General features: G+C 70.6%; 14 protein-coding genes. 5 read left to right on the top strand and 9 right to left on the bottom strand.

What is annotated here, in order from left to right:
* The first annotated feature begins 28 nt into the window (after positions 1-28).
* Positions 29-2,539, top strand: coding sequence for a penicillin acylase family protein (locus tag ACYVIP_RS41720; RefSeq protein ID WP_460406632.1), 2,511 nt, complete (start codon positions 29-31; stop codon positions 2,537-2,539).
* Here the strand turns inward: ACYVIP_RS41720 and ACYVIP_RS41715 are convergent.
* The 6 genes from ACYVIP_RS41715 to ACYVIP_RS41690 all read right to left on the bottom strand — a co-directional run bounded on the left by ACYVIP_RS41715 (position 2,536) and on the right by ACYVIP_RS41690 (position 10,927).
* Positions 2,536-3,303, bottom strand: coding sequence for a hypothetical protein (locus ACYVIP_RS41715; RefSeq protein WP_460406631.1), 768 nt, complete (start codon positions 3,301-3,303; stop codon positions 2,536-2,538). The two genes, ACYVIP_RS41720 and ACYVIP_RS41715, sit on opposite strands and share 4 nt — an antisense overlap.
* Before the next feature lie 176 nt (positions 3,304-3,479).
* The gene (locus tag ACYVIP_RS41710) at positions 3,480-3,941 is read right to left on the bottom strand and encodes a hypothetical protein (RefSeq protein WP_460406630.1); all 462 of its coding nucleotides are present in this window, start codon (positions 3,939-3,941) and stop codon (positions 3,480-3,482) included.
* A 96-nt stretch (positions 3,942-4,037) separates the two neighbouring features.
* Positions 4,038-6,944, bottom strand: a complete 2,907-nt coding sequence (locus tag ACYVIP_RS41705) for an AfsR/SARP family transcriptional regulator (protein WP_460406629.1) — start codon at positions 6,942-6,944, stop codon at positions 4,038-4,040.
* Positions 6,945-7,092: 148 nt separating this feature from the next.
* Positions 7,093-8,553, bottom strand: coding sequence for an RICIN domain-containing protein (locus ACYVIP_RS41700; RefSeq protein ID WP_460406628.1), 1,461 nt, complete (start codon positions 8,551-8,553; stop codon positions 7,093-7,095).
* A gap of 11 nt (positions 8,554-8,564) precedes the next feature.
* Positions 8,565-9,599 carry a glycoside hydrolase family 43 protein gene (locus ACYVIP_RS41695; RefSeq protein ID WP_460406627.1) on the bottom strand — a complete coding sequence of 345 codons (1,035 nt, stop codon included), beginning with the start codon at positions 9,597-9,599 and terminating at the stop codon, positions 8,565-8,567.
* A 17-nt stretch (positions 9,600-9,616) separates the two neighbouring features.
* Positions 9,617-10,927, bottom strand: coding sequence for an RICIN domain-containing protein (locus ACYVIP_RS41690; RefSeq protein WP_460406626.1), 1,311 nt, complete (start codon positions 10,925-10,927; stop codon positions 9,617-9,619).
* Between the two features lie 238 nt (positions 10,928-11,165).
* Here ACYVIP_RS41690 and ACYVIP_RS41685 point away from each other — a divergent pair, with 238 nt between their 5' ends.
* Together ACYVIP_RS41685 and ACYVIP_RS41680 are read left to right on the top strand one after the other, a co-directional pair.
* A complete protein-coding gene (locus ACYVIP_RS41685) occupies positions 11,166-12,908 on the top strand; it encodes a serine/threonine-protein kinase (protein WP_460406625.1) in 1,743 nt (580 codons plus the stop codon).
* 84 nt (positions 12,909-12,992) lie between these two features.
* Positions 12,993-13,784, top strand: a complete 792-nt coding sequence (locus ACYVIP_RS41680) for an FHA domain-containing protein (RefSeq protein WP_460406624.1) — start codon at positions 12,993-12,995, stop codon at positions 13,782-13,784.
* A gap of 16 nt (positions 13,785-13,800) precedes the next feature.
* Here the strand turns inward: ACYVIP_RS41680 and ACYVIP_RS41675 are convergent, their stop codons facing one another.
* The 3 genes from ACYVIP_RS41675 to ACYVIP_RS41665 are packed head-to-tail and all read right to left on the bottom strand — an operon-like array spanning position 13,801 to position 16,306.
* Complete coding sequence (locus ACYVIP_RS41675) at positions 13,801-14,574, bottom strand: 2-keto-4-pentenoate hydratase (RefSeq protein WP_460406623.1); 774 nt, start codon at positions 14,572-14,574, stop codon at positions 13,801-13,803.
* 32 nt (positions 14,575-14,606) lie between these two features.
* The gene (locus ACYVIP_RS41670) at positions 14,607-15,446 is read right to left on the bottom strand and encodes an alpha/beta fold hydrolase (RefSeq protein ID WP_460406622.1); all 840 of its coding nucleotides are present in this window, start codon (positions 15,444-15,446) and stop codon (positions 14,607-14,609) included.
* On the bottom strand, positions 15,443-16,306 hold the full coding sequence (locus ACYVIP_RS41665) for an alpha/beta fold hydrolase (protein WP_460406621.1): 864 nt from the start codon (positions 16,304-16,306) through the stop codon (positions 15,443-15,445). Before ACYVIP_RS41665 ends, ACYVIP_RS41670 begins: the two co-directional genes overlap by 4 nt.
* Positions 16,307-16,438: 132 nt before the next feature.
* On the opposite strand from ACYVIP_RS41665, the gene ACYVIP_RS41660 reads away from it, so the two are divergent.
* Together ACYVIP_RS41660 and ACYVIP_RS41655 are read left to right on the top strand one after the other, a co-directional pair.
* Positions 16,439-17,626: a CaiB/BaiF CoA transferase family protein gene (locus tag ACYVIP_RS41660; RefSeq protein ID WP_460406620.1), complete on the top strand. Its 1,188-nt coding sequence runs from the start codon at positions 16,439-16,441 to the stop codon at positions 17,624-17,626.
* Positions 17,626-18,600, top strand: coding sequence for an NADPH:quinone oxidoreductase family protein (locus tag ACYVIP_RS41655; protein ID WP_460406619.1), 975 nt, complete (start codon positions 17,626-17,628; stop codon positions 18,598-18,600). Before ACYVIP_RS41660 ends, ACYVIP_RS41655 begins: the two co-directional genes overlap by 1 nt.
* The last annotated feature ends 8 nt before the right edge of the window (positions 18,601-18,608 follow it).

Raw genomic sequence — 18,608 nt, 5'->3', positions numbered from 1 at the left:
CTACGCCCGGTGTGGTACGAACAGTGGTATGGGATCTTGGACGGCACGCAGGTGGCAGGCGCTGACGCTGACCGGGATGGTGGCGGCGACCATGGTCACCACCCTCTCGACCGACACCGCCACCGCGGCGGCGACCCAGGTCCACACCGTCGACGGGCTCAACGAGCCGGTCGACATCCTGGTCGACGACAACGGCGTCCCGCACATCTACGCCGGCGAGCACTACGACGCCTACTTCGCCCAGGGGTTCAACGCGGCCCGCGACCGGCTCTGGCAGATCGACCTGTGGAAACGCAAGGGACTCGGCCAGCTCGCCGAGGTGCTCGGCCCGGCCTACGTCGAACAGGACCGGGCCAACCGGATGTTCTCCTACCGCGGCGACATCGACCGCGAGTGGGCCGCCTACGGCGATGACGCCAGGCGGCTCGCGGAGTCCTACACCGCCGGCATCAACGCCTACATCGACCTCGCCGGCCAGCACGACGAGCTGCTGCCGTGGGAGTTCGAGTTCCTGCGCTACCAACCGTCCCGGTGGGCCGCCGAGGACGTCGTGCGGCTGCGCAGCCACGCGCTGGTCGGCAACCTGACCAGCGAGGTCGACCGGGCCTACATGGCACGCGACATCGGCATGGACTACGAGCACATCCGCCAGCCGCTCGACGCCGGCTGGCAGACCCGGATTCCCCCGGGCCTCGACCTCGACCTGCTGCCGGCGAACGCCGAGGACCTGCTGGCGGTCTACCGCCTGGCCACCAGGGGCGTCACCTTCTCCGCCGAGAACCAGGCCGCGCTCGGTGGCTACGGCGAGCCGGCGATCGGCGGGCGACCGGTGCGCCCCGCCGACCAGACCACCCAGGACCAGGCCGGCACCCTCCCCGGCGACCACATCGCCGGCGCCGACGAGGAGGGCTCGAACTCGTTCGCGGTCTCCCCGGAGCGCACCGCGGTCGACGGACCGCTGATCGCCAGCGACCCGCACCGGACCCAGGCGGTGCCCTCGCTGCGCTACGTCACCCACCTCAACGCGCCGGGCATCGACGTGATCGGCGCGGGCGAGCCGGGACTGCCCGGCGTCTCGCTCGGCCACAACCAGGACATCGCGTTCGGGCTGACGGTCTTCGACATCGACCAGGAGGACCTCTACGTCTACCGGACCCGGCCGGGCAGGCCGGACGAGTACCGCTACCGCGGCCGCTGGGTGCCGATGGACGTGCGGACCGAGCGGGTCCGGGTGCGCGGCGGCGGCACCGAGACCGTCGAGCTGAAGTTCACCAAGCACGGGCCGGTGATCTACGAGGACCCTGCCCGCCAGGTGGCCTTCGGCGTGCGCACGGTGTGGAGCGGGCCGGGGGCCAGCGCCTACTTCGCCAGCATCGAGTACATGCGCGACGCCGACTGGCCCGGCTTCCTGGACTCGCTCGACCGCTGGGGCGCCCCTGGCGAGAACCTCCAGTACGCCGACGCGCAGGGCGGCATCGGCTGGAAGCCGGCTGGCCACACGCCGATCCGGCGTAACTGGGACGGGCTGCTGCCGGTGCCCGGCGACGGCCGCTACGAGTGGCACGGCTACTACGACCAGGACAAGCTGCCGGTCAGCCACAACCCCGACCGCGGCTGGCTGCAGACCAACAACGAGTCCCGGCTGTTCGACGAGCACGAGACCGGTCCGCTGCCCGAGTACGTCAACCGCAGGATCGGCTTCGAGGCGGCCGCCCCGTGGCGGGCCACGCGCACCAGGGAGGTACTGGCCGAGATGGACCAGGCCACCCAGGAGTCGATGCTCGCGCTGCAGACCGACCACGTGTCCATCCCCGGCCGGCTGATCACCGACGCCATCGCCGGCGTGCGCGCCGAGGACCCGGACGTGCGGCGGGCGTTGGACCTCCTGCGCGACTGGGACCACGAGATGTCGCTCGACTCCGCCGCCGCGGCGATCTTCGACGTGTGGACCGACCTGCACGGGGCGCCCGGCACCGACGACGGCTTCCTCGGCCAGGCGCTGCTGGCGGCGGCGGTCGACGACCCGGCCGCGGTGGAGGCGATCGAGCGCCCGGCGAGCACCGTCACCGTCGATATGGTGCAGCACCCGGAGAAGTGGTTCGCCGGCGACGCGGTCGCCGTGCGGGACGCGGCCGTCGTGTCGAGCCTGGCCGCCGCCGTGCGCAAGCTGACCGAGGACCAGGGTGGCGACCAGGACGCCTGGCGCTACGGGCACTACAACCGCCAGGAGCTGATCCACCCGCTGTCCGGCCTGGTCGACCAGGACACCAGGGAGACCATCGACATCGAGCCCCGGGAGAAGGGCCCGGTCAACGACACCGTCGGCGACGAGGGCGCGTCCTGGCGCTTCATCGCCGAGCCGGGCAACTGGGACGACGCGCTCGCGATGAACAACCCCGGCCAGTCCGGCGACCCGGAGAGCCCCTTCTACGAGAACCTGTTCGTCCCGTGGTCGGCCGACCGGATGTTCCCGCTCTACTACAGCCGCGACGACGTGGAGGCCAACACCGCGATCCGCATCCGCCTCGAGCCGCGTTAGCCGGCGCTCTCGAGAATCTCAGCCGACCGCAGGCGCAACTCGGCGTTCTCCCGTTCGATCTGCGCGAAGACCGCCGCGCGCTCGTCGAGCAGCCGCTGTTGGATCCGCGACTCGACGGCGAACCACACGTCGACGATGTCGGTACGCTCCTGGCACCGCACGTCCCACAACGCCATGTCGATCTCGGTCGTCGACGGCTCCGGCGAGTCGATGTCCAACTCCGGCGGCAGGTACTCCACGGGGTCAGGCACCTCGTAGCCTCGTTCGGCCATGCACGCGACCCATTCGTCCAGCGCGGTCCGCACCAGGGGATCCCGCTGTGACCGCGCGTAGGAGTCGACGTTCACCTCATAGACCGGATACGGGAGGTTGAGGCCGCCCGCCTCGACGTACTCCATACCGTCGGCGATCCTCTCGATCGCCGCCCCCGTGCAGCCGCCGGACTCCTCGCGGAACTCCTCGTCGTCGCCGGCCAGCGCCCGCGCCTCCGCGTCCGCCAGTGGTTCCGCCTGCTGATCCGCCTCGGCCGCGCCCACCAGGTGGTAACCGAACTCGGCCGCGATGTCCCGGTCCAGCACATAGCGGTAGCGTCGACTCACCTGCCGCCCGAACGCGTCGCCGGTGCGCGGCGCCGGCGGCTCCCAGTCGAATCCCTTTTCCGCCATACACCGCTGGACGATGATTCCGTGCGTCCGCTGCAGTTTCGTGTACTCGTCCTCGGTCGGCATGTAGGCCGCGATCGGCATCACCAGTTCCGCGGCCATGTCGTCCACTGGGGGAACTGACGTTTTCTCGTTCGTACCGCATCCCGTGACGACCATGACGGCCACCACGAGAAATATTCCACCGGATCGCATGTGCACGTACTCCCAGATTCAGGAAACCCCAACGGTGGCCGCCGGGCCGGACCCGGCGGCCACCGGACACGGACAGCGGCAGGTCAGCCGCACCACGCCATGGAGGCGTTGTTGTTGTAGGTGAAGTTCAGCGTCCGACCGGTCCGCGCGCCGATCGCGTCCTGCGCGCCGCCGTAGTTGCTGTTCACGTACGAACACATGATCCGGGTCGTGTGTCGGTTGCGGGCGCCACCGGCGTTGTTCCAGACATTCTGTCCCGCGCCGGCGCTCCCCCACTGGTCGGCGATGAAGTAGTAGTTCGTACCGCCGTTCACGTTCGGGTTCGCGCTGGCGAGGTTGGTCGCCCGGCCGTACGTGGCGTTGTACCCGTTCTGCGCCGAGTTGTAGTGCCAGCACATGTCGCCGGCATCACACCTGCTCGTCACGGCCGCGGCCGACGGCGCGAAGGCCACCGTCATGCCCGCGGCCATCGCCAGCGAGGCGGCGATGACACCGGTACGACGGAGTAGTCCGGACAAGTTCGCCCGGTTTTTCCCGATTCTCATACTGATGCTCCGATGGGATGAATTGTTCGGAAATTGGGCGGCGGCATATCTGAACGACCACCGCCGACATTTATTCACCCCATGGCTATATCGCCACTACACAGTACCTACATCACCCTCGAGTTCCCGAAGTTCGGCCAGCTTCGCACTCACCCGGCCGACGTGGTCGGCGCCGCCGAAGGAGTTCCACAGATCGTGTGCCAGCGTCAGCAGCCGGCGTGCCTCGGGGGCGTCCCGGCGGGCGAGTGCCAGTTCACCGAGGAGCTCCCAGCATTTCGCCTCGTCCGTCCGCGAGCCGTTGCGGCGAAAGATGTCCGCGGCTCGGGTGAGCGGGCCGATCGCGCGCCGGCCGTCGCCGCGCGCGGCGTGGATGCCGCCCCAGGTGGCCAGCGTGTAGGAGATGCACCGGTCGTCATCGAGACTGGTGAAGATGTCCACCGCGCGCTGCAGACAGCGGTCCGCGCGGTCGGTCTCACCGCAACTGTCATACAGCGGGCTCGCCTGGCGCAGGACGACCGCCTCCCGGTGCCGGTCGCCAAGCCGCCGGCACTGGTCCAGTGCCTCGTCGAACCACGTCCTGGCCTGTTCGTGCCGACCCTCCATGAACAGGATCGAGCCGATCGCGCACTTGAGCTGTGTCTCGGTCGGCTGGTCACCGGCCGCCGTCACCAGGTCAAGCGCCTGTCTGGCGCAGTCGAGCGCCTGCTGGCCACGCCCGAGCACGCGGTGGATGGTGCCGAGCGCCGCCACCGCCAACCCTTCGCCCCGCTTGTCGCCGAGCCGCTGGAACAGCTCGAGCGACCGGGTGGCGTTCGCGGTGGCGCTGTCGTAGTCGTCGCCGTAGATCTGCACCTGGGCCAGGCCACGCAACAACGTCGCCTCCCCGCTGTGGCTGCCGGTGCCGTGCACCGCGCGCAGGGCCAGCTGGTGGCCACCGCGCCAGTCCTCGTACAGGCCGCGGTGGTCGTAGTAGGGCACCGCGGCCACGGCCACCTGCCAGGCCAGGTCCGTCAGGCCCCAGGTCCTGGCGAAGCCGACGCTTCCAGCCAGCAGCTCCCGGTTGGCATCGAACCAGTTCAGCGGCGCGCTGATGAGCCGCTGCGCGAGATCGTCGGCGAGCCGCCACCGTAGCGCCACCCCGGGTGGTGGCCGGAACAGGCTGGGCGGCAGGCGGTCGACGGCCAGGGTGGCCAGGTCGATCACCGTGCTCAACAGCCGCTCCATGGCATCGCGGCGGTCCCGCTCCGGAATCGTCTCGGCGCCGTCGACCGCGTACGTACGCAGCAGGTCGTGCAACCGGTACCACGGCTGCCCCTCGGTATCGGTGCAGGTCAGCCGGACGAGGTTGGCGTCGACCAGGGCGTCGAGCACGGGGTCGGCGTGGTCGCGGCCCAGCAGCGGATCGATCACCCAGCCGGGAAACGTGCGCGCGCCGAGCAGTCCCAGCAGCCGAAAGGCCCGAACCGCCGGTTCGGGCAACAGGCGCGTGCTCAGGTCGAAGCTGGCCCGCACACCGAGATCACCCAACCGCAGCTCCGACAGCCGGCGCGACTCGTCCTCCAGCCGCTCCCGCTGCACGCGCAGCGACCATGCCGGCCGGCCGACCAGCTTGCCCGCCGCGATCCGGATGGCCAGCGGAAGGTGCCCACACGAGTCGACGATGGCCGCGGCGTCCTCCGGTTCCCTGCCGACCCGGTCCGGCCCGACGATGCGGGTGAGCAACTCCAGTGCCTGCGAGGGCCGCAGCACGTCCAACTCGATGTGCCGGGCGCCAGGTAGGTCGGTGAGCAGGCTGCGGCTGGTGACGAGCACGGCGCTGTTCCCGGTCGGCGGTGTCAGCCAGCGGACCTGGTCGGTGTGCCCCGCGTCATCGAGCACGATCAGCATTCGCCGATCCGCCAACAGGGTCCGGTAGAGCGCCGCCCTGGCGTGCAGGCCGTCGGGAACCGCCGACCCCGACACGCCGAGCGCGTGCAGCATCTCGGCGATCATCACGGCCGGCTCCCTCGGCTCCCGCGAGGTGCCGGTCAGGTCAAGGTAGAGCTGGCCATGCGGAAAGTCGGGTGCCGAACTCCGGGCGGCGTGCAACGCCAGGGTCGACTTGCCGGTCCCCGGGCCGCCGAAGACGACGACCACCGGTGGCGGCCCGTCCGGCGTTCGCCGTGCCAGGGTCGCGGCGATGTCGGCCTGCTCATCCCGTCCGATGAAGTCGGGCACCCCCGCCGGCAGCTGGCAGACAAGGGGAACCGAGCTGGGCGGGACACGCTCGACCGCACTCGCGCCCAGCGCCGGGTCACCGGCGAGGATCCGCTGGTGCAACTCCCGCAACGCCTGGCAGGGTTCGGTGCCGAGCTCATCGACCAGCCGGTCACGCACCCGTCGAAACGCCCGCAGGGCCTCGGACTGGCGGCCGTCCCGGTAGAGCGCGAGCATGAGCTGCCCCCACGGCTGTTCGCGCAGCGGGTTCTCCTCGACGTGGCCGTGCAGCTCGCCGATCAGGGTGGCGTGCCGGCCGCACTCGATGTCCGCCGCGAACCGTGCTTCCAGCGCCACCAGCCGAGCCTCGGCCAGCCGGTTCGCCTCGGCCTCGACCGGCGCCGACGGCATGACATCGCACAGCGCGGGTCCGCGCCACAGCGCCAGTGCCTCGCGCAGCAACTCCCCGGCGCGCTCCGGTTGTCCGGCACGCAGATTCTCGTGTCCCTGGTTCATCCGGGATTCGAACAGCTTGGCGTCGATCTCGTGGTCGGCGAGCGCGAGTCGGTAGCCGCCGGCCACCGTGATCAACAATCGGCCCTCGCGATCACCGAGCATTCGGCGCAATCGCAGCACATATCCGTGCACCTGGGTGCTCGCCGTCCGTGGCGCGGAGTCGCCCCACAGCTCGTCCACGAGTTGATCTGTGGAAACCATACCCGGCGCCCGGATCAGCAGGCTGGCCAGCAGCGACCGCCGCTTACCCTCATTGACATCGACCCAGCGAACACCGTCTGACACCTGCATCGGCCCCAGGATTCGACATAACATCACGATGCCCTCCCCTGAGGGCATGGTAACCGCAAAACGGGCACCGGCGCACGGTTATTTCGTTTGATTAATTTGAAACCAAGAATGCGATTTATCCATGTTATTGAGATGATCTCACTGATCGTCAACTGGCGGTGCGCGACCACTGTTGGTTGGTGCCGGAGTTGCACGGATACTGCTTGAGGATCACGCCGTCGGCGGTCGAGGCGGCCGGCACGTCGACGCACTTGCCGCTGTGTCGCGCGCGGAACTGGAAGTAGCTGCCGGCGGCGACCAGCTGGAACTGCTGGTTGGTGCCGCTGCCGCAGGTGTACTGGACCAGTTCGGCGCCGTCGGCGGTCGACGCGCTCACCACGTCGAGGCACTTTCCGCTGTGGCGGCTGATGATCCGCCAGTAGCCGCTGCCGGCGTCCTGGAACTGCCACTGCTGCCACGCGTTGCCGCCGTAGGTGTACTGGCCGACGCGCGCCCCGTCGTCGGTGTTGGGTTGTTGGACGTCCATGGCCTTGCCGCTGTGGCGCACGTCGATCCGGTAGTACGGTCCCGGCGGCGGGGTGGAGTCGTCGCCCCAGGCATACCGGATCCGGTCGGCGCCGGAGGTGTTGCGGACGGCCAGGTTGAGACTCGTGCCGCTGCCGCTGAGGGCGAACATCGAGTAGTAGTCGTAGCCGAGGTTGTCGGTCGGCTTGCCGCCGATGGCCGGCCAGTAGGTGCCGCCCATCTGGTTGTCCCGCAACACCTGGGCCATCGCGCGGATGTGCCGCACGAAGTTGTCGGCGCTGTTCGCGTCGCCGTAGTTCAGGCCGGTGGACATCGGCGCGCCGAACTCGGTCGCGACCGCGCGGGCGGCGCAGTTGCCAAGACGCGTCTGGATGTGGCTTCGGAAGGCGTCGTCGGTCATCGGGTCGTAGAAGAAGGCGTAGTGGTGGAAGGACAGCAGCGTCGCGTTGAAGCGGCTGTCGTTGCACACGTCGCGCAGGTCCTGGCTGTAGCCGGTGCCGCCGATGAGCACCCGGCCGGGCACCGCCGAGGTGTGGTAGCTGAGCCAGTTCGCCGCCACGGTGCGCCATTCCGCCGACGAGTAGCCGTGCGGCTCGTTCATCGGTTCGAAGTAGACGTTGCCGTTCGAGCCGTAGGTGTTGGTCACGCTGGACCACATCGTGTTCCAGGCGGCGAGGTTCGTGATCCGGCCGCCGGCGGCCGCGCCGTCCTCCCAGTAGGCGAGGATGACCTTGAAGCCCCTGGCGGTGGCGGCGTCGATGGCGCCGCGGTAGGCGGCCCACCAGGTCGTGTTGGCCACGGTGTGGGTGTTGATGGGCAGCCGGACGGTGTTGATCCCCATGGTGGCGGCCATGTCGTCGTAGAGGGCGTTGGCCTTGGCCCGCACGGTCGCGTTGCTGTCGGACTGGCTCAAGCCCTGCACGACGAGCGTGCCGGTGCTGAAGTTGTCGCCGAGTACCGCCCAGTTCATGCCGCGGAACTGGCTGGTGGCGGCGGTGGCCGGCGGCGCGGGGACGACCACGGCCATGGCGGTGAGCGCGGCCAGCACCATGGTGACCAGCAACCGGCGCGTGATCAGTGGCATCGGATGTCCCATCATGAGTCGCCGGCAGGACCCTCGATCGAGGTCCCGGTGCGGACCGGGACGCCGAGGTTGGGCGAGCCGTCCGAGTTCCAGCCGATCTTCTGCGCCCGGGTGGTGCGGGTGGTGCCACAGCCCTGGCCGGCCGAGGAGTTCGCGTGGTAGACGACCCAGGTCTCGGCGTTGTCCGGTGATCTGACGAAGGAGGCGTGCCCCGGGCCGTAGACGCCGTTGGCGTCGTTGCGTTCGAAGATGGGCGTGGACTTCTTCGTCCACGAGCTGGCCGACATCGGGTCGCCGCCGGTCCAGGTCAGCATGCCGAGCTTGTAGTCCGGGGTGCCGCAGAAGCTCGCCGAGTAGGTCAGGAACGTCCTGCCGGCGTTGTACACGGCGTACGGGCCCTCGTTGACCGCGCCGCCCTGGCGCTCCCAGGACAGCGTCGGCGACGAGATCCGCACCCCGTTGCGCGAGACCTGGACCGGCGAGGACATCGGGGCGATGAACAGGCTCTGTTCGCCACCGCGGAAGGCGGAGTAGACGAAATGGTTGGCGTAGCCGTTGAACCGGACCACGCTGCCGTCGATCGCCCAGCCGTTGTTGGGTTCCAGGTTGAGGATTCCCCGATAGGTGTAGGGGCCCAACGGATCGGTGCCGGCGCTCTCCAGCACGCCGGTCCGCCGCTCACCCTGGCCAGGTGAGGCCTCCGCCGAGAAGTACAGGTACCACCGGTTGTCGATCCACTGCAGGTCCGGGGCCCACATCGTGCAGCAGCCAGGCCCGGGAGCCAGGGAGAACACCGTCTGCTCCGCCGCCGTCTTCAAACCGGCCATTGTGGACGACCGACGCATGACGATCTGCGAGGACCATGTCGTGGCAACGTAATACCAGTTTCCGCCGCTGTACACGATCGACGGATCGGCGCTGTTGGGCGCGCCGACGAGCGGGTTGGTGAACGACGGCCCGGGCGCCGCCGAGGCGGGCACCGCCGGGCCGAGAGCGACCGTGAGCACCACCGCGAGCGCTGTGCTGATCTTCTTCCGCACGGACATCGAGGTTCCCTTCCCGGTCAGACCTGGGTACGGCTCCACTGCTGGTTGTTCCCGCTGCCGCAGGCGTACTGCTGGATGTCGGCGCCGTCGCCGGTGCCGGAGTCGACGACGTCGAGGCACTTGCCGCTGTGCCGGGCGACGAGCCGGAAGTAGCTGCCGGTGGCCTGCCACTGCCATTGCTGGTTGGTGCCGCCGCCGCAGGTGTACTGGATGATGTTGGCCCCGTCGGCGGCCGAGCCGCTCGCCACGTCCAGGCACTTGCCACTGGCCTGGTTGACGACGCGGAAGTAGCCGCCGCCGGCGTCCTGGAAAGTCCACCTCTGGTTGCCGCCGCCGTTCCAGGTCCACTGTTTGATCTCGGCGTTGTCCGCGGTGGAGGCGGAGACGACGTCCAGCACCTTGTCGCTGTTGCGGTTGGTCACGCGATAGGCCGGTGGGGCTCCTGGCAGGTCGGCCACCGGCAGGATCGTGCCGTGACGGCAGCCGGGGCAGGTGATCTGGCTCAGGCCCGACCAGGAGTTCAGGTTCGCGCTGGTGGCCGTCCAGATGCCGCCGTTGGTGTACTTGTCGATCCAGATGCGCCAGGAGCCGTCGCTCATGCGCAGCACGGCCGGTCCCTCGTAGCCCGAGGTCCACAGCTGGCCCTGGTTGCTCCAGCCGCTGGTGAGACTGGTGCTGATCCAGTGCTCGATGTACTTGGAGGTCTCGTTCTTGGCGAAGGCGTGGTAGGTGTTGTCCGACTTCACCACGTAGGTGTCGATGTAGTTGTAGCCGAGCCCGCCCAGTTGTGCCGGTCCGCTCCACGAGGTCAGCGAGCTGTTCTGGGCGGTGAACAGGTAGGGCCGGAAACAGTTGTCGCAGGTCGTCTGGGCGATGCTCACGATGACGCGGATGGTGCCGCCCTCGACGTAGAACTCGGGTGCCCAGGTGAACCGCGTGTTGGCCACGCCGGAGTTGACGCTCGCGACGTGTGTCCAGTTCACCAGGTCCGGGCTGGCGGCGATGTTGAAGTAGGTTGAGTTCGTGGTCCACGACTGGACGGTGTGGGCGAGGTAGTAGAGCCCGTTGTGCTGGATGATGCTGGGGTCGCGCAGCACACCGGACGGGCCGCGGTAGTTGGTGTCGGCCAGGACGCTGAAGTCCGTGCCGTTGGCCGACGAGTAGACCCAGAGCTCCTGGTCGGCGGCGGCGTCACCCTTGAACGTCGTGTAGACGTAACCCGACGCGGCCTGTGCGGGCGACGCGACAGCCATGGCGGTGCTGGCGGCGGTGAGCGCCACGATGCTGAGCCGGGCCAGCCAACGTCTGATCTTCAGCCGTCTGTTCACGGATGATCTCCTAGCACGGCGAACCGGTGTGCCCGAAACCACTTTATGTGTGAACGCTAACAGACTGCCGCGCGCCCACTCAAGAGTGCATTTCCGTCATCAGCCAACGGAAACAGAGCTGAATAATCCAAGTGGTGTGCCATCTCTGTTATCGCTAACAGCGCACGGGCACCGAGCAGGAATTTATGGGACCGACTTCCTCGACACGTGACTTTCCGAAGATAGTAAGATACGCGGAGTGCGCACTGGGGACCTGATCGGCGGGCGCTACCGGCTCGAGGACGCATGTGGCTGGGGCTCCGGCGGAATCGTCTGGACCGCCTTCGACCAGAAGCTCAAACGGTTGGTAGCACTCAAGAAACCGCACCTGATGGCCAGTCAGGCCGACCGGCTCCGCTTCCGCCGGGAGGCGGAGACCGCCGCGCAGGTGTACCACCCCAACACCGTCTCGGTGTTCGACACGGTGGACGACGACGAGTGCTGGCTCGTGATGGAGCACGCCCCGGCGGCGAGCCTGGAGACGGTGCTGGCGGACAACACCCGGCTGCCCGCGGACCGGGTCGCGCGGATCGGCTTCCAGATCGCGGCCGCGCTGGTCGCCGTGCACGCCAAGGGCATCGTGCACCGGGACGTCAAGCCCGGCAACATCCTGGTCGACGACGGCGACTTCGCGAAGCTCACGGACTTCGGCATCTCGCTGTGGCGGGAGGTGACACTGACCCACGACGGCTCGTTCAGCGGCACCGCGGGCTACGCGGCGCCGGAGGTCGCCGACGGCCGGAGAGCGACCGCGGCCTCGGACGTGTTCTCGCTCGGCGCCACGCTGTTCGCGGCGGTGGAGGGCACGCCGCCGTTCGGCACCGGCGAACCAGACGAGGTGCTCGACCGGGTACGCCGGAACGAACGGCACCCGATGACCCACGCCGGCCCGCTCGCCACACCACTGGCCGAGATGCTGGAGCCCCGGCCGGAACGCCGCCCCACCGCCGAGCAGGTGCTGCGGCTGCTCGGCGGCGATGGCGACGACGGCACGCCCGTGCCGACGCTCCGGACCACGGCACGGGCGTGCCGGCCCCGCTGGCGCCGCCCGGTGTACCGGTGGGGTGCGGCCGCGGTGCTGATCGCGGCGGCGGCGACGGTGACGGTCACACTCCTCGTGTCGAACGCGAGCAACACGCCGTCCGGGCTCGTCGGCGACGAGCGGACCCCCGATCCGTGCGCACTGCTGGACAGCGACGAGTTGGAGGCCCGGTTCGGCACCACCGCCTTGGACAGCACCGTCGGCAACTTCAACCGGTGCGACGCGCTGATCGGCATTCGGGACGCGGACCCCCTGGACCTCGAGGTCCAGTTGGTCAACCAGGCGTCCCACGAGATGGTCGGTGAGCCGTTGGCGGTCATCAACCGGGAGTCGGACACGGATACCTGCGATCGCACGGTGGTGGTCGACGACAACTACGGGGTCCGGGTCACGGCGAAGCAGGAACCATCGAGGAACTCGGTGAATCTGTGCGAGGTCGCCGATGTCGCGGTGGACTCCGTGCTGGACGTGCTCGGCCGCGGCCCGATTCCCCGGCGGGTCGCCCCGTTCAGTCGCGACTCCCTGGCCCACCTCGACGCCTGTGAACTCCTGGACGGCCGCGTGCTGGCCGCGCTCTCCCCGGACGGCCCGGACCCGGAGCCCGAGTTCGGTCGTTGGGCGTGCCGGTGGGAGACCCCGGAAGAGGACGTGGAGGTCCGTCTCCGCTATGACCAACACGCGACGGAGGAACTACTCCAGGCACCGAGGGTCCGGCTGGGCGATCACGACGCGGTCGTCGAGGCCGACGCGGACACCGGTTGCACGGTCCGCGTGTTCCATCATCCCGGTGGAAAGCCGAGGGGCACGGTGGATGTGACGGTCGCTGGTGACCGTGCCGAGGACTACTGTGCCGTGGCACGGGAGTTCGCGACGACCGCGGCTGCGGCGTTGCCGCGCTGACCTGCGGGGATCGGGGATCGGGGACGGGTCCCCGGACGTGGCGGCATGCTGGTGGTGACGCGACGCGATCCGGGAGGTGGTCGAGTGAACGAGGCACTGACGCCACAGGGCGCGCGACGACTCGAACGTGGACACCGAAGCCTGGCCGGCGGGATCTCGCAGCCACCGCCCGGCGCGCTGTCCGCGCTGGCGGTCACCGGGGGGATCGTGGTCAGCCCGCAGGAGGGCCGGACCGTCCTGTTCGGACGTAACCGGCCGGAGGTGCACGTGTGCATCGGCGAGGACGACCGGCGGGTCAGCCGCCTGCACGGCGTGCTGTCCAACGCGGGCGGCCAGTGGTGGGTCGCCAACACCGGACACATGCCCATCCGGCTGCCCGGCTCGCGGTGGTTGTTCCGCGACGAGGAGGAGATCCCGTTGGTCGCGGGGTACACCCCGCTGTTCGTGCGGGGCTCCGGCCGCCGCGAACACCTGCTGGAGCTGTACGTCGCCGGGGACGACGGCGGGCGGCCGGTGTCGCTGCACCGCGAGCCGACCGTGCCGCCAAGCCCCTACCGGCTCAGCCAGGACGAGCGGCTGGTGCTGGTGGTAGTCGGTCAGCGGTACCTGCTGCACGAGGCCAACCCCCAGCCGCTGAGCAGGCGACAGGCCGCCGCGCAACTCGCCGAGCTGGCGCCGTCCGAGGACTGGACGGTCAAACGAGTCGAGCACACGGTGACCGAGGTCCGCACCCGGCTGTCCGCCCAGGGCGTGTACGGCCTGGTCCGTGAGGAGGTCGGCGAGCCGGTCGGCAACCTGCTCAACCACAACCTGCTCACCGAACTGGTGCAGTCGACCACGCTCGTGCCACCGGACCTGGCCCGGCTCGACCGCTGAGGCCAGTACCTGTCGTTCAGGAGAACACCGCCGTCACCGAGCCGAGTCCGGCGAACGTCGCCTGAACCACGTCGCCGGCCGCCACCGGCACGGCCGAGGTGACCGAACCCGGCAGCACGACGTGCCCGGCCGCCAGCTCGATGCCGCGCTCCCCCACCGTGTTCCCGAGCCACACCAACGCGTTGAGCGGCGAGCCGAGCACGGCGGCACCCGCACCGGTGCCGACCACCACACCATCACGGCGAAGCACACACCCCATCATTCGAAGGTCCACATCGGACAGTCGGCTGGGTGCGCCCCCCAACACCACCCCGCCGGACGACGCGTTGTCGGCGATGGTGTCGGCCAGCCCGATCCGCCAGTCCCGGATCCGGGAGTCGATGATCTCCAGCGCGGGCAGCACGAAGTCCACGGCGGCGACCGCGTCGGCCACGGTCAACCCCGGTCCCCGCAGCGGCCGGCCGAGCACGAACGCGACCTCCGGCTCGACTCGCGGCGCCAGCAGGCCGGACGTGTCGATCGGGGTGCCCTCCGGATGGAACATCGGGTCGAGCAGGTGGCCGTAGTCGGGGGCGTCCACGCCGAGCTGGCGGCGCATGGCCCGCGAGGTGAGGCCGACCTTGTGTCCCTTGACGACCGCGCCCGCCGCGCACCAGTGCTCGACCTGCGCGAGCTGCACGGCGTACGCGTCGTCCACGGTCAGGTCGGCGGGCAGCGGTTCGATCGGCTGCCGGGTGCGGTGGGCGGCCAGCAGCGCGGCGACGATCTCGTCCCGCTCGGATGTGTCCATGGCGTGGACTGTCGCGCCGGAACCCCCGGCGTTCAACGGTCCGTTTCCACTGCGCGGGAAGAGCCCTCGATCACGTCGGCCACCCGCGCCGGCCGGGCGGCGAAGACCGCGTGCCCCGCGTCGAGGGTGACCTGGTGGCCGGTGGGGGCCAGCTCGTCGGCGTGGCGGATCATGACGTCCTGGAGCGCGACGGGCAGCGCGCGGTCCGCGACGGTCCGCACGTAGGTCCTCGGCACGCTGCCCCACCGCGCCGCGGTCGCGCCCGTGGCGTCGGTCAGGAATGACAGCGGCTGGTCCGGGGTGAGCGACGCGGCCAGCGCCTGGAAGTCCCGGCGGTCCAGGTCGGAGAAGTACGCCGCATGCAGTTCGTCCTGGTAGCCGGGATCGGTGCGGCGCGGGTCGATGCGGACGGCGCCGATCGCGGCCGGGTCACCGAGGTACAGGCCGGCCCCCAGCGCGCCACTCGCCTCCGGCAGGCCGAGGTAGGCGCCCGCGGCGCCGAGCCGGGTCGGCAGGAACGCGGCCAGGTAGACCAGGCAGGCGACCGACTCCGGCGCCAGCTCCGCGACCCGGGTGGCGACGGTGCCACCCATGCTGTGCGCGACCACGACGGGCGGCGCGGGGAAGGCGCCCAGCGCGGCCACCACGTCCGCCGCGACCTGGTCGAGGGTCAGGTCGGCGAGCGGCGACCGCTCCACCGGCAGTGCCGCCAGGTCGCGGGTCAGGTAGCTCGCGGGGAACCGGGCGCGGCCGCCATGGCCGGGCAGGTCGAGTGCCAGTACCCGGTGGCCGCGCGCGGTCAGTGCCGAGGCCAGCGCCGCGAAATGTCCCGCGCCGTGCCACGCGCCGGGGATCACCACCACGTCGGTCACGCGCCCTGCTCCCAGAACGAGGTGAGGATCCTGGTCAGTTCGGCGGGGCGTTCCTCTGGCACGTAGTGCCCGCAGTCCTCGACCCAGCGCGCCGTCACGCGCGTCGCCGCCTGCTCCACGGTGTCCAGCCAGCCGAGGCCGACGCCGTGCCGGGCGCCCACCACGAGCGTCGGGACCCGCACCGGGCGCCGGGCGCACAGGGCGCGGTTGTCGGCGATGTCGGTCGGCAACGCGCGGTAGTAGTCCATCGTGGCGCGCACGGCGCCGGGCGCGGCCAGCGCACGCGTGTACCGGTCCAAGGCCGCGTCGTCGATCGCGTCGGTGACGTACAGGCCGATGTCGCGGTGGAACAGGAACTCCAGGTAGCCGCGCTCCCGGCCGGCCAGCAGGAACTCCGGGAGATCGGGCACCATGTTGAAGCCGAAGTGCCATGACCCGCCGGTCAGCGGGTTCGCGGCGGCGACGCTGTCGCCAAGACCCGGGATGCCCGCCTCGACGAAGGTCAGGCTCGTCACCGCGTCCTCGTGCTCGGCGGTGAGCGGGTAGGCGACCTGCCCGCCGACGTCATGCCCCACGACGTGGTACCGGGCGAGCCCGAGGTGGGTCATCAGCTCGTGCACGGTCCGCGCGACCGCGCGCTTGTCGTGGCCGCCGGGCAGGCGGGAGCTCGCGCCGAACCCCGGCAGGTCGGGAACGACGACCGTGTGCCGGTCGGCGAGCGACGGGACCACGTGCCGCCAGGCGTGGCCGGTCTGCGGCCACCCGTGCAGCAGCAGTACCGCCGGCCCCTCCCCCGCGACCACGCAGTTGACCACGCGGTCCGGGAGCCGGATCCGGCTGGGGGCGAACGTCTGTGCCATGTGGACAAGGGTGCCCGACCGGCTTCCCCGGCGACCGGCCGCGTTTCCATTGTGCGGAAACGAGGTGTTGGGACCTGGTGGGCCGGGTTCCTAGGGTCGGTTCCGCTACGCCGGCACCACACGGGAGGTCGCATGCTCGACGGAATGACGGTGCTCGGCTTCACGCACTTCGTCCAGGGACCGGCCGCCTCCCAGTACCTCGCCGATCTCGGCGCGGACGTGGTGACCGTCGAACCGCTGGGCGGGTCCTGGGAGCGGCGGGTCGGCAGCGGCGGAATCCGCCTCGCCGGGCGCAGCGTCACGTTCCTGTCGGTCAACCGCAACAAGCGCTCGATCGCGGTCGACCTCAAGCACCCGGACGCGCCCCGCGTCCTCCGACCGCTGATCGAGCGGGCCGACGTCGTGCTGGAGAACTACCGCGACGGCGCGCTGGACCGGTTGGGCCTCGGGTACGAGGCGGTGCGGGCGATCAGGCCGGACATCATCTACGCCTCCGCCAGCGGCTGGGGCGCCCGCGGCCCGATGGCCGGCCGGCCGGGCGTCGACCTGCTCGTGCAGGCGCGGACCGGGCTCATCGACGCGACCGGCGAGCACCCCACGGCGGCCGGCACGCCGGTCGTGGACCACCACGGCGCGGCGCTGCTCGCGCTGGGAGTGCTCGCCGCCTACGCCCGCAGGCTGGTCACCGGGGTGGGCACCCGGGTGGAGTCGAGCCTGCTCGGTGCCGGGCTGGATCTCCAGGCGGAGTCGCTCGCGCTGTACTTCTCCGGCCGGGCGACCGCAGCGGACCTCCGGCGCCCGGCCGAGCTGGCGTGCTGGTCGATCGACCCGCCCTACGGGGTCTACCGGCTGCGGGACGCGTCGGTCGTGATCGCGATCAGCGGCGCGGAGGACGGTCTCGGCGACGCGCTCGGCTCGCCGCTGCTCGCCGGCTACGACCAGCACGCGCGCCGCGCCGACCGCGCCGAGTACACCGCGACATTGGCCGGGGTGCTCGCCGGCATGAGCTACGCCGAGTTCGCGCGCCGGTTGGACCAGCGGGGTCTCTGGTTCGAGAAGGTGGCCGGCTACGACGAGGTGCGCACCGATCCCCAGGTGGCGGCCGAGGGGCTGCTCACCGAGTTCGATGTGGACGGTGAACGGGCGACCGTGGTCAGCCATCCCGTCCGCTACGACGGTGAGCTGCCCGGCCTGCGCACGCGGCCGGCCGAACTCGGCGAGCACACCAGGGAAGTGTTGCGCGCGGCCGGTTTCACCCCGGCCGAGATCGACGGGCTGCTGGCCGATGGCGTGGTCGGCGCACCGGACGAGGCACGCTGATGCGCGCGCTGGTCTGCACCCGGCTCGGCACGCCGGAGGACCTCGAGGTGCTCGACATCCCGTCGCGGCGGCCAGGGCCGGGCGAGGTCGTCGTCGCGGTCAGCCATGTCGGGCTGAACTTCCACGACACCCTGATCATCGCCGGCCGGCACGTGGTCCGGCCGGAGCCGCCGTTCACCCCCGGCAGCGAGTACGCGGGCACGGTCACCGCCGTCGGCGACGGGGTGGCCGCCGTGCGGGTCGGCGACCGGGTGGCGGGCAACGAGGAGTACGGGTGCGCCAGGGAGGCCCTGGTGGTCCGCGCCGACCGGGTCACCGTGCTGCCGGCGCACGTCAGCGACCGGCAGGCGGCCACGGTACTGGTGACGTACTCCACGGCCTACCACGCGCTGGTCCAGCGGGCCGGGCTGCTGGCGGGCGAGACGCTCGTGGTGCTCGGCGCGGCGGGCGGGGTCGGCTCGGCCGCGGTCGACGTGGGAAACCTGCTCGGCGCCAGGGTGATCGCCGGCACGTCCACAGTGGACCGTGCGGAGTCGGCGCGCCGCCACGGCGCCGACGAGACGTTCTCCTACGGGGACGGCGACCTCCGGGCACGGCTCCGGGAGCTGGCCGAGAGCGGCGCGGACGTGGTGTTCGACCCGGTCGGCGGCGCGGTCGGCGAGGCGGCCGTGCGGGCGGTCGCGTGGGGTGGCCGGTACCTGGTCGTCGGCTTCGCCTCCGGCGTGATCCCCCGGGTCGGGCTGAACATCCCGCTGGTGAAGGGGTCCTCGGTGGTCGGGGTGTTCTTCGGCGAGTTCGTCCGCCGGGACCGGGCCGCGTTCGCGGCGAACCTGCGGGTGATCTTCGACTGGGCCGGGGCAGGGCGCCTGCGCGACCACGTGCACGAGGTGGTGCCGCTCGCGTCGGCGCCGAGGGCGCTCGGTGACCTCGCCGCCGGCACGGTCTCCGGCAAGCTGCTGCTGCGGGTCGGATGACCACGGGG

The organism is Actinophytocola sediminis (assembly GCF_054779715.1).
Note: the sequence above shows the minus strand (reverse complement) of the source record. Positions and strands in the feature narration are given on the sequence as shown.

Coding starts and splice junctions, on each gene's coding strand:
- ACYVIP_RS41720 (WP_460406632.1), top strand. CDS start 29: ATGGGATCTTGGACGGCACGCAGGTGGCAGGCGCTGACGCTGACCGGG.
- ACYVIP_RS41715 (WP_460406631.1), bottom strand. CDS start 3,303: ATGGCCGCGGAACTGGTGATGCCGATCGCGGCCTACATGCCGACCGAG.
- ACYVIP_RS41710 (WP_460406630.1), bottom strand. CDS start 3,941: ATGAGAATCGGGAAAAACCGGGCGAACTTGTCCGGACTACTCCGTCGT.
- ACYVIP_RS41705 (WP_460406629.1), bottom strand. CDS start 6,944: ATGCAGGTGTCAGACGGTGTTCGCTGGGTCGATGTCAATGAGGGTAAG.
- ACYVIP_RS41700 (WP_460406628.1), bottom strand. CDS start 8,553: ATGCCACTGATCACGCGCCGGTTGCTGGTCACCATGGTGCTGGCCGCG.
- ACYVIP_RS41695 (WP_460406627.1), bottom strand. CDS start 9,599: ATGTCCGTGCGGAAGAAGATCAGCACAGCGCTCGCGGTGGTGCTCACG.
- ACYVIP_RS41675 (WP_460406623.1), bottom strand. CDS start 14,574: ATGGACACATCCGAGCGGGACGAGATCGTCGCCGCGCTGCTGGCCGCC.
- ACYVIP_RS41665 (WP_460406621.1), bottom strand. CDS start 16,306: ATGGCACAGACGTTCGCCCCCAGCCGGATCCGGCTCCCGGACCGCGTG.
- ACYVIP_RS41660 (WP_460406620.1), top strand. CDS start 16,439: ATGCTCGACGGAATGACGGTGCTCGGCTTCACGCACTTCGTCCAGGGA.
- ACYVIP_RS41655 (WP_460406619.1), top strand. CDS start 17,626: ATGCGCGCGCTGGTCTGCACCCGGCTCGGCACGCCGGAGGACCTCGAG.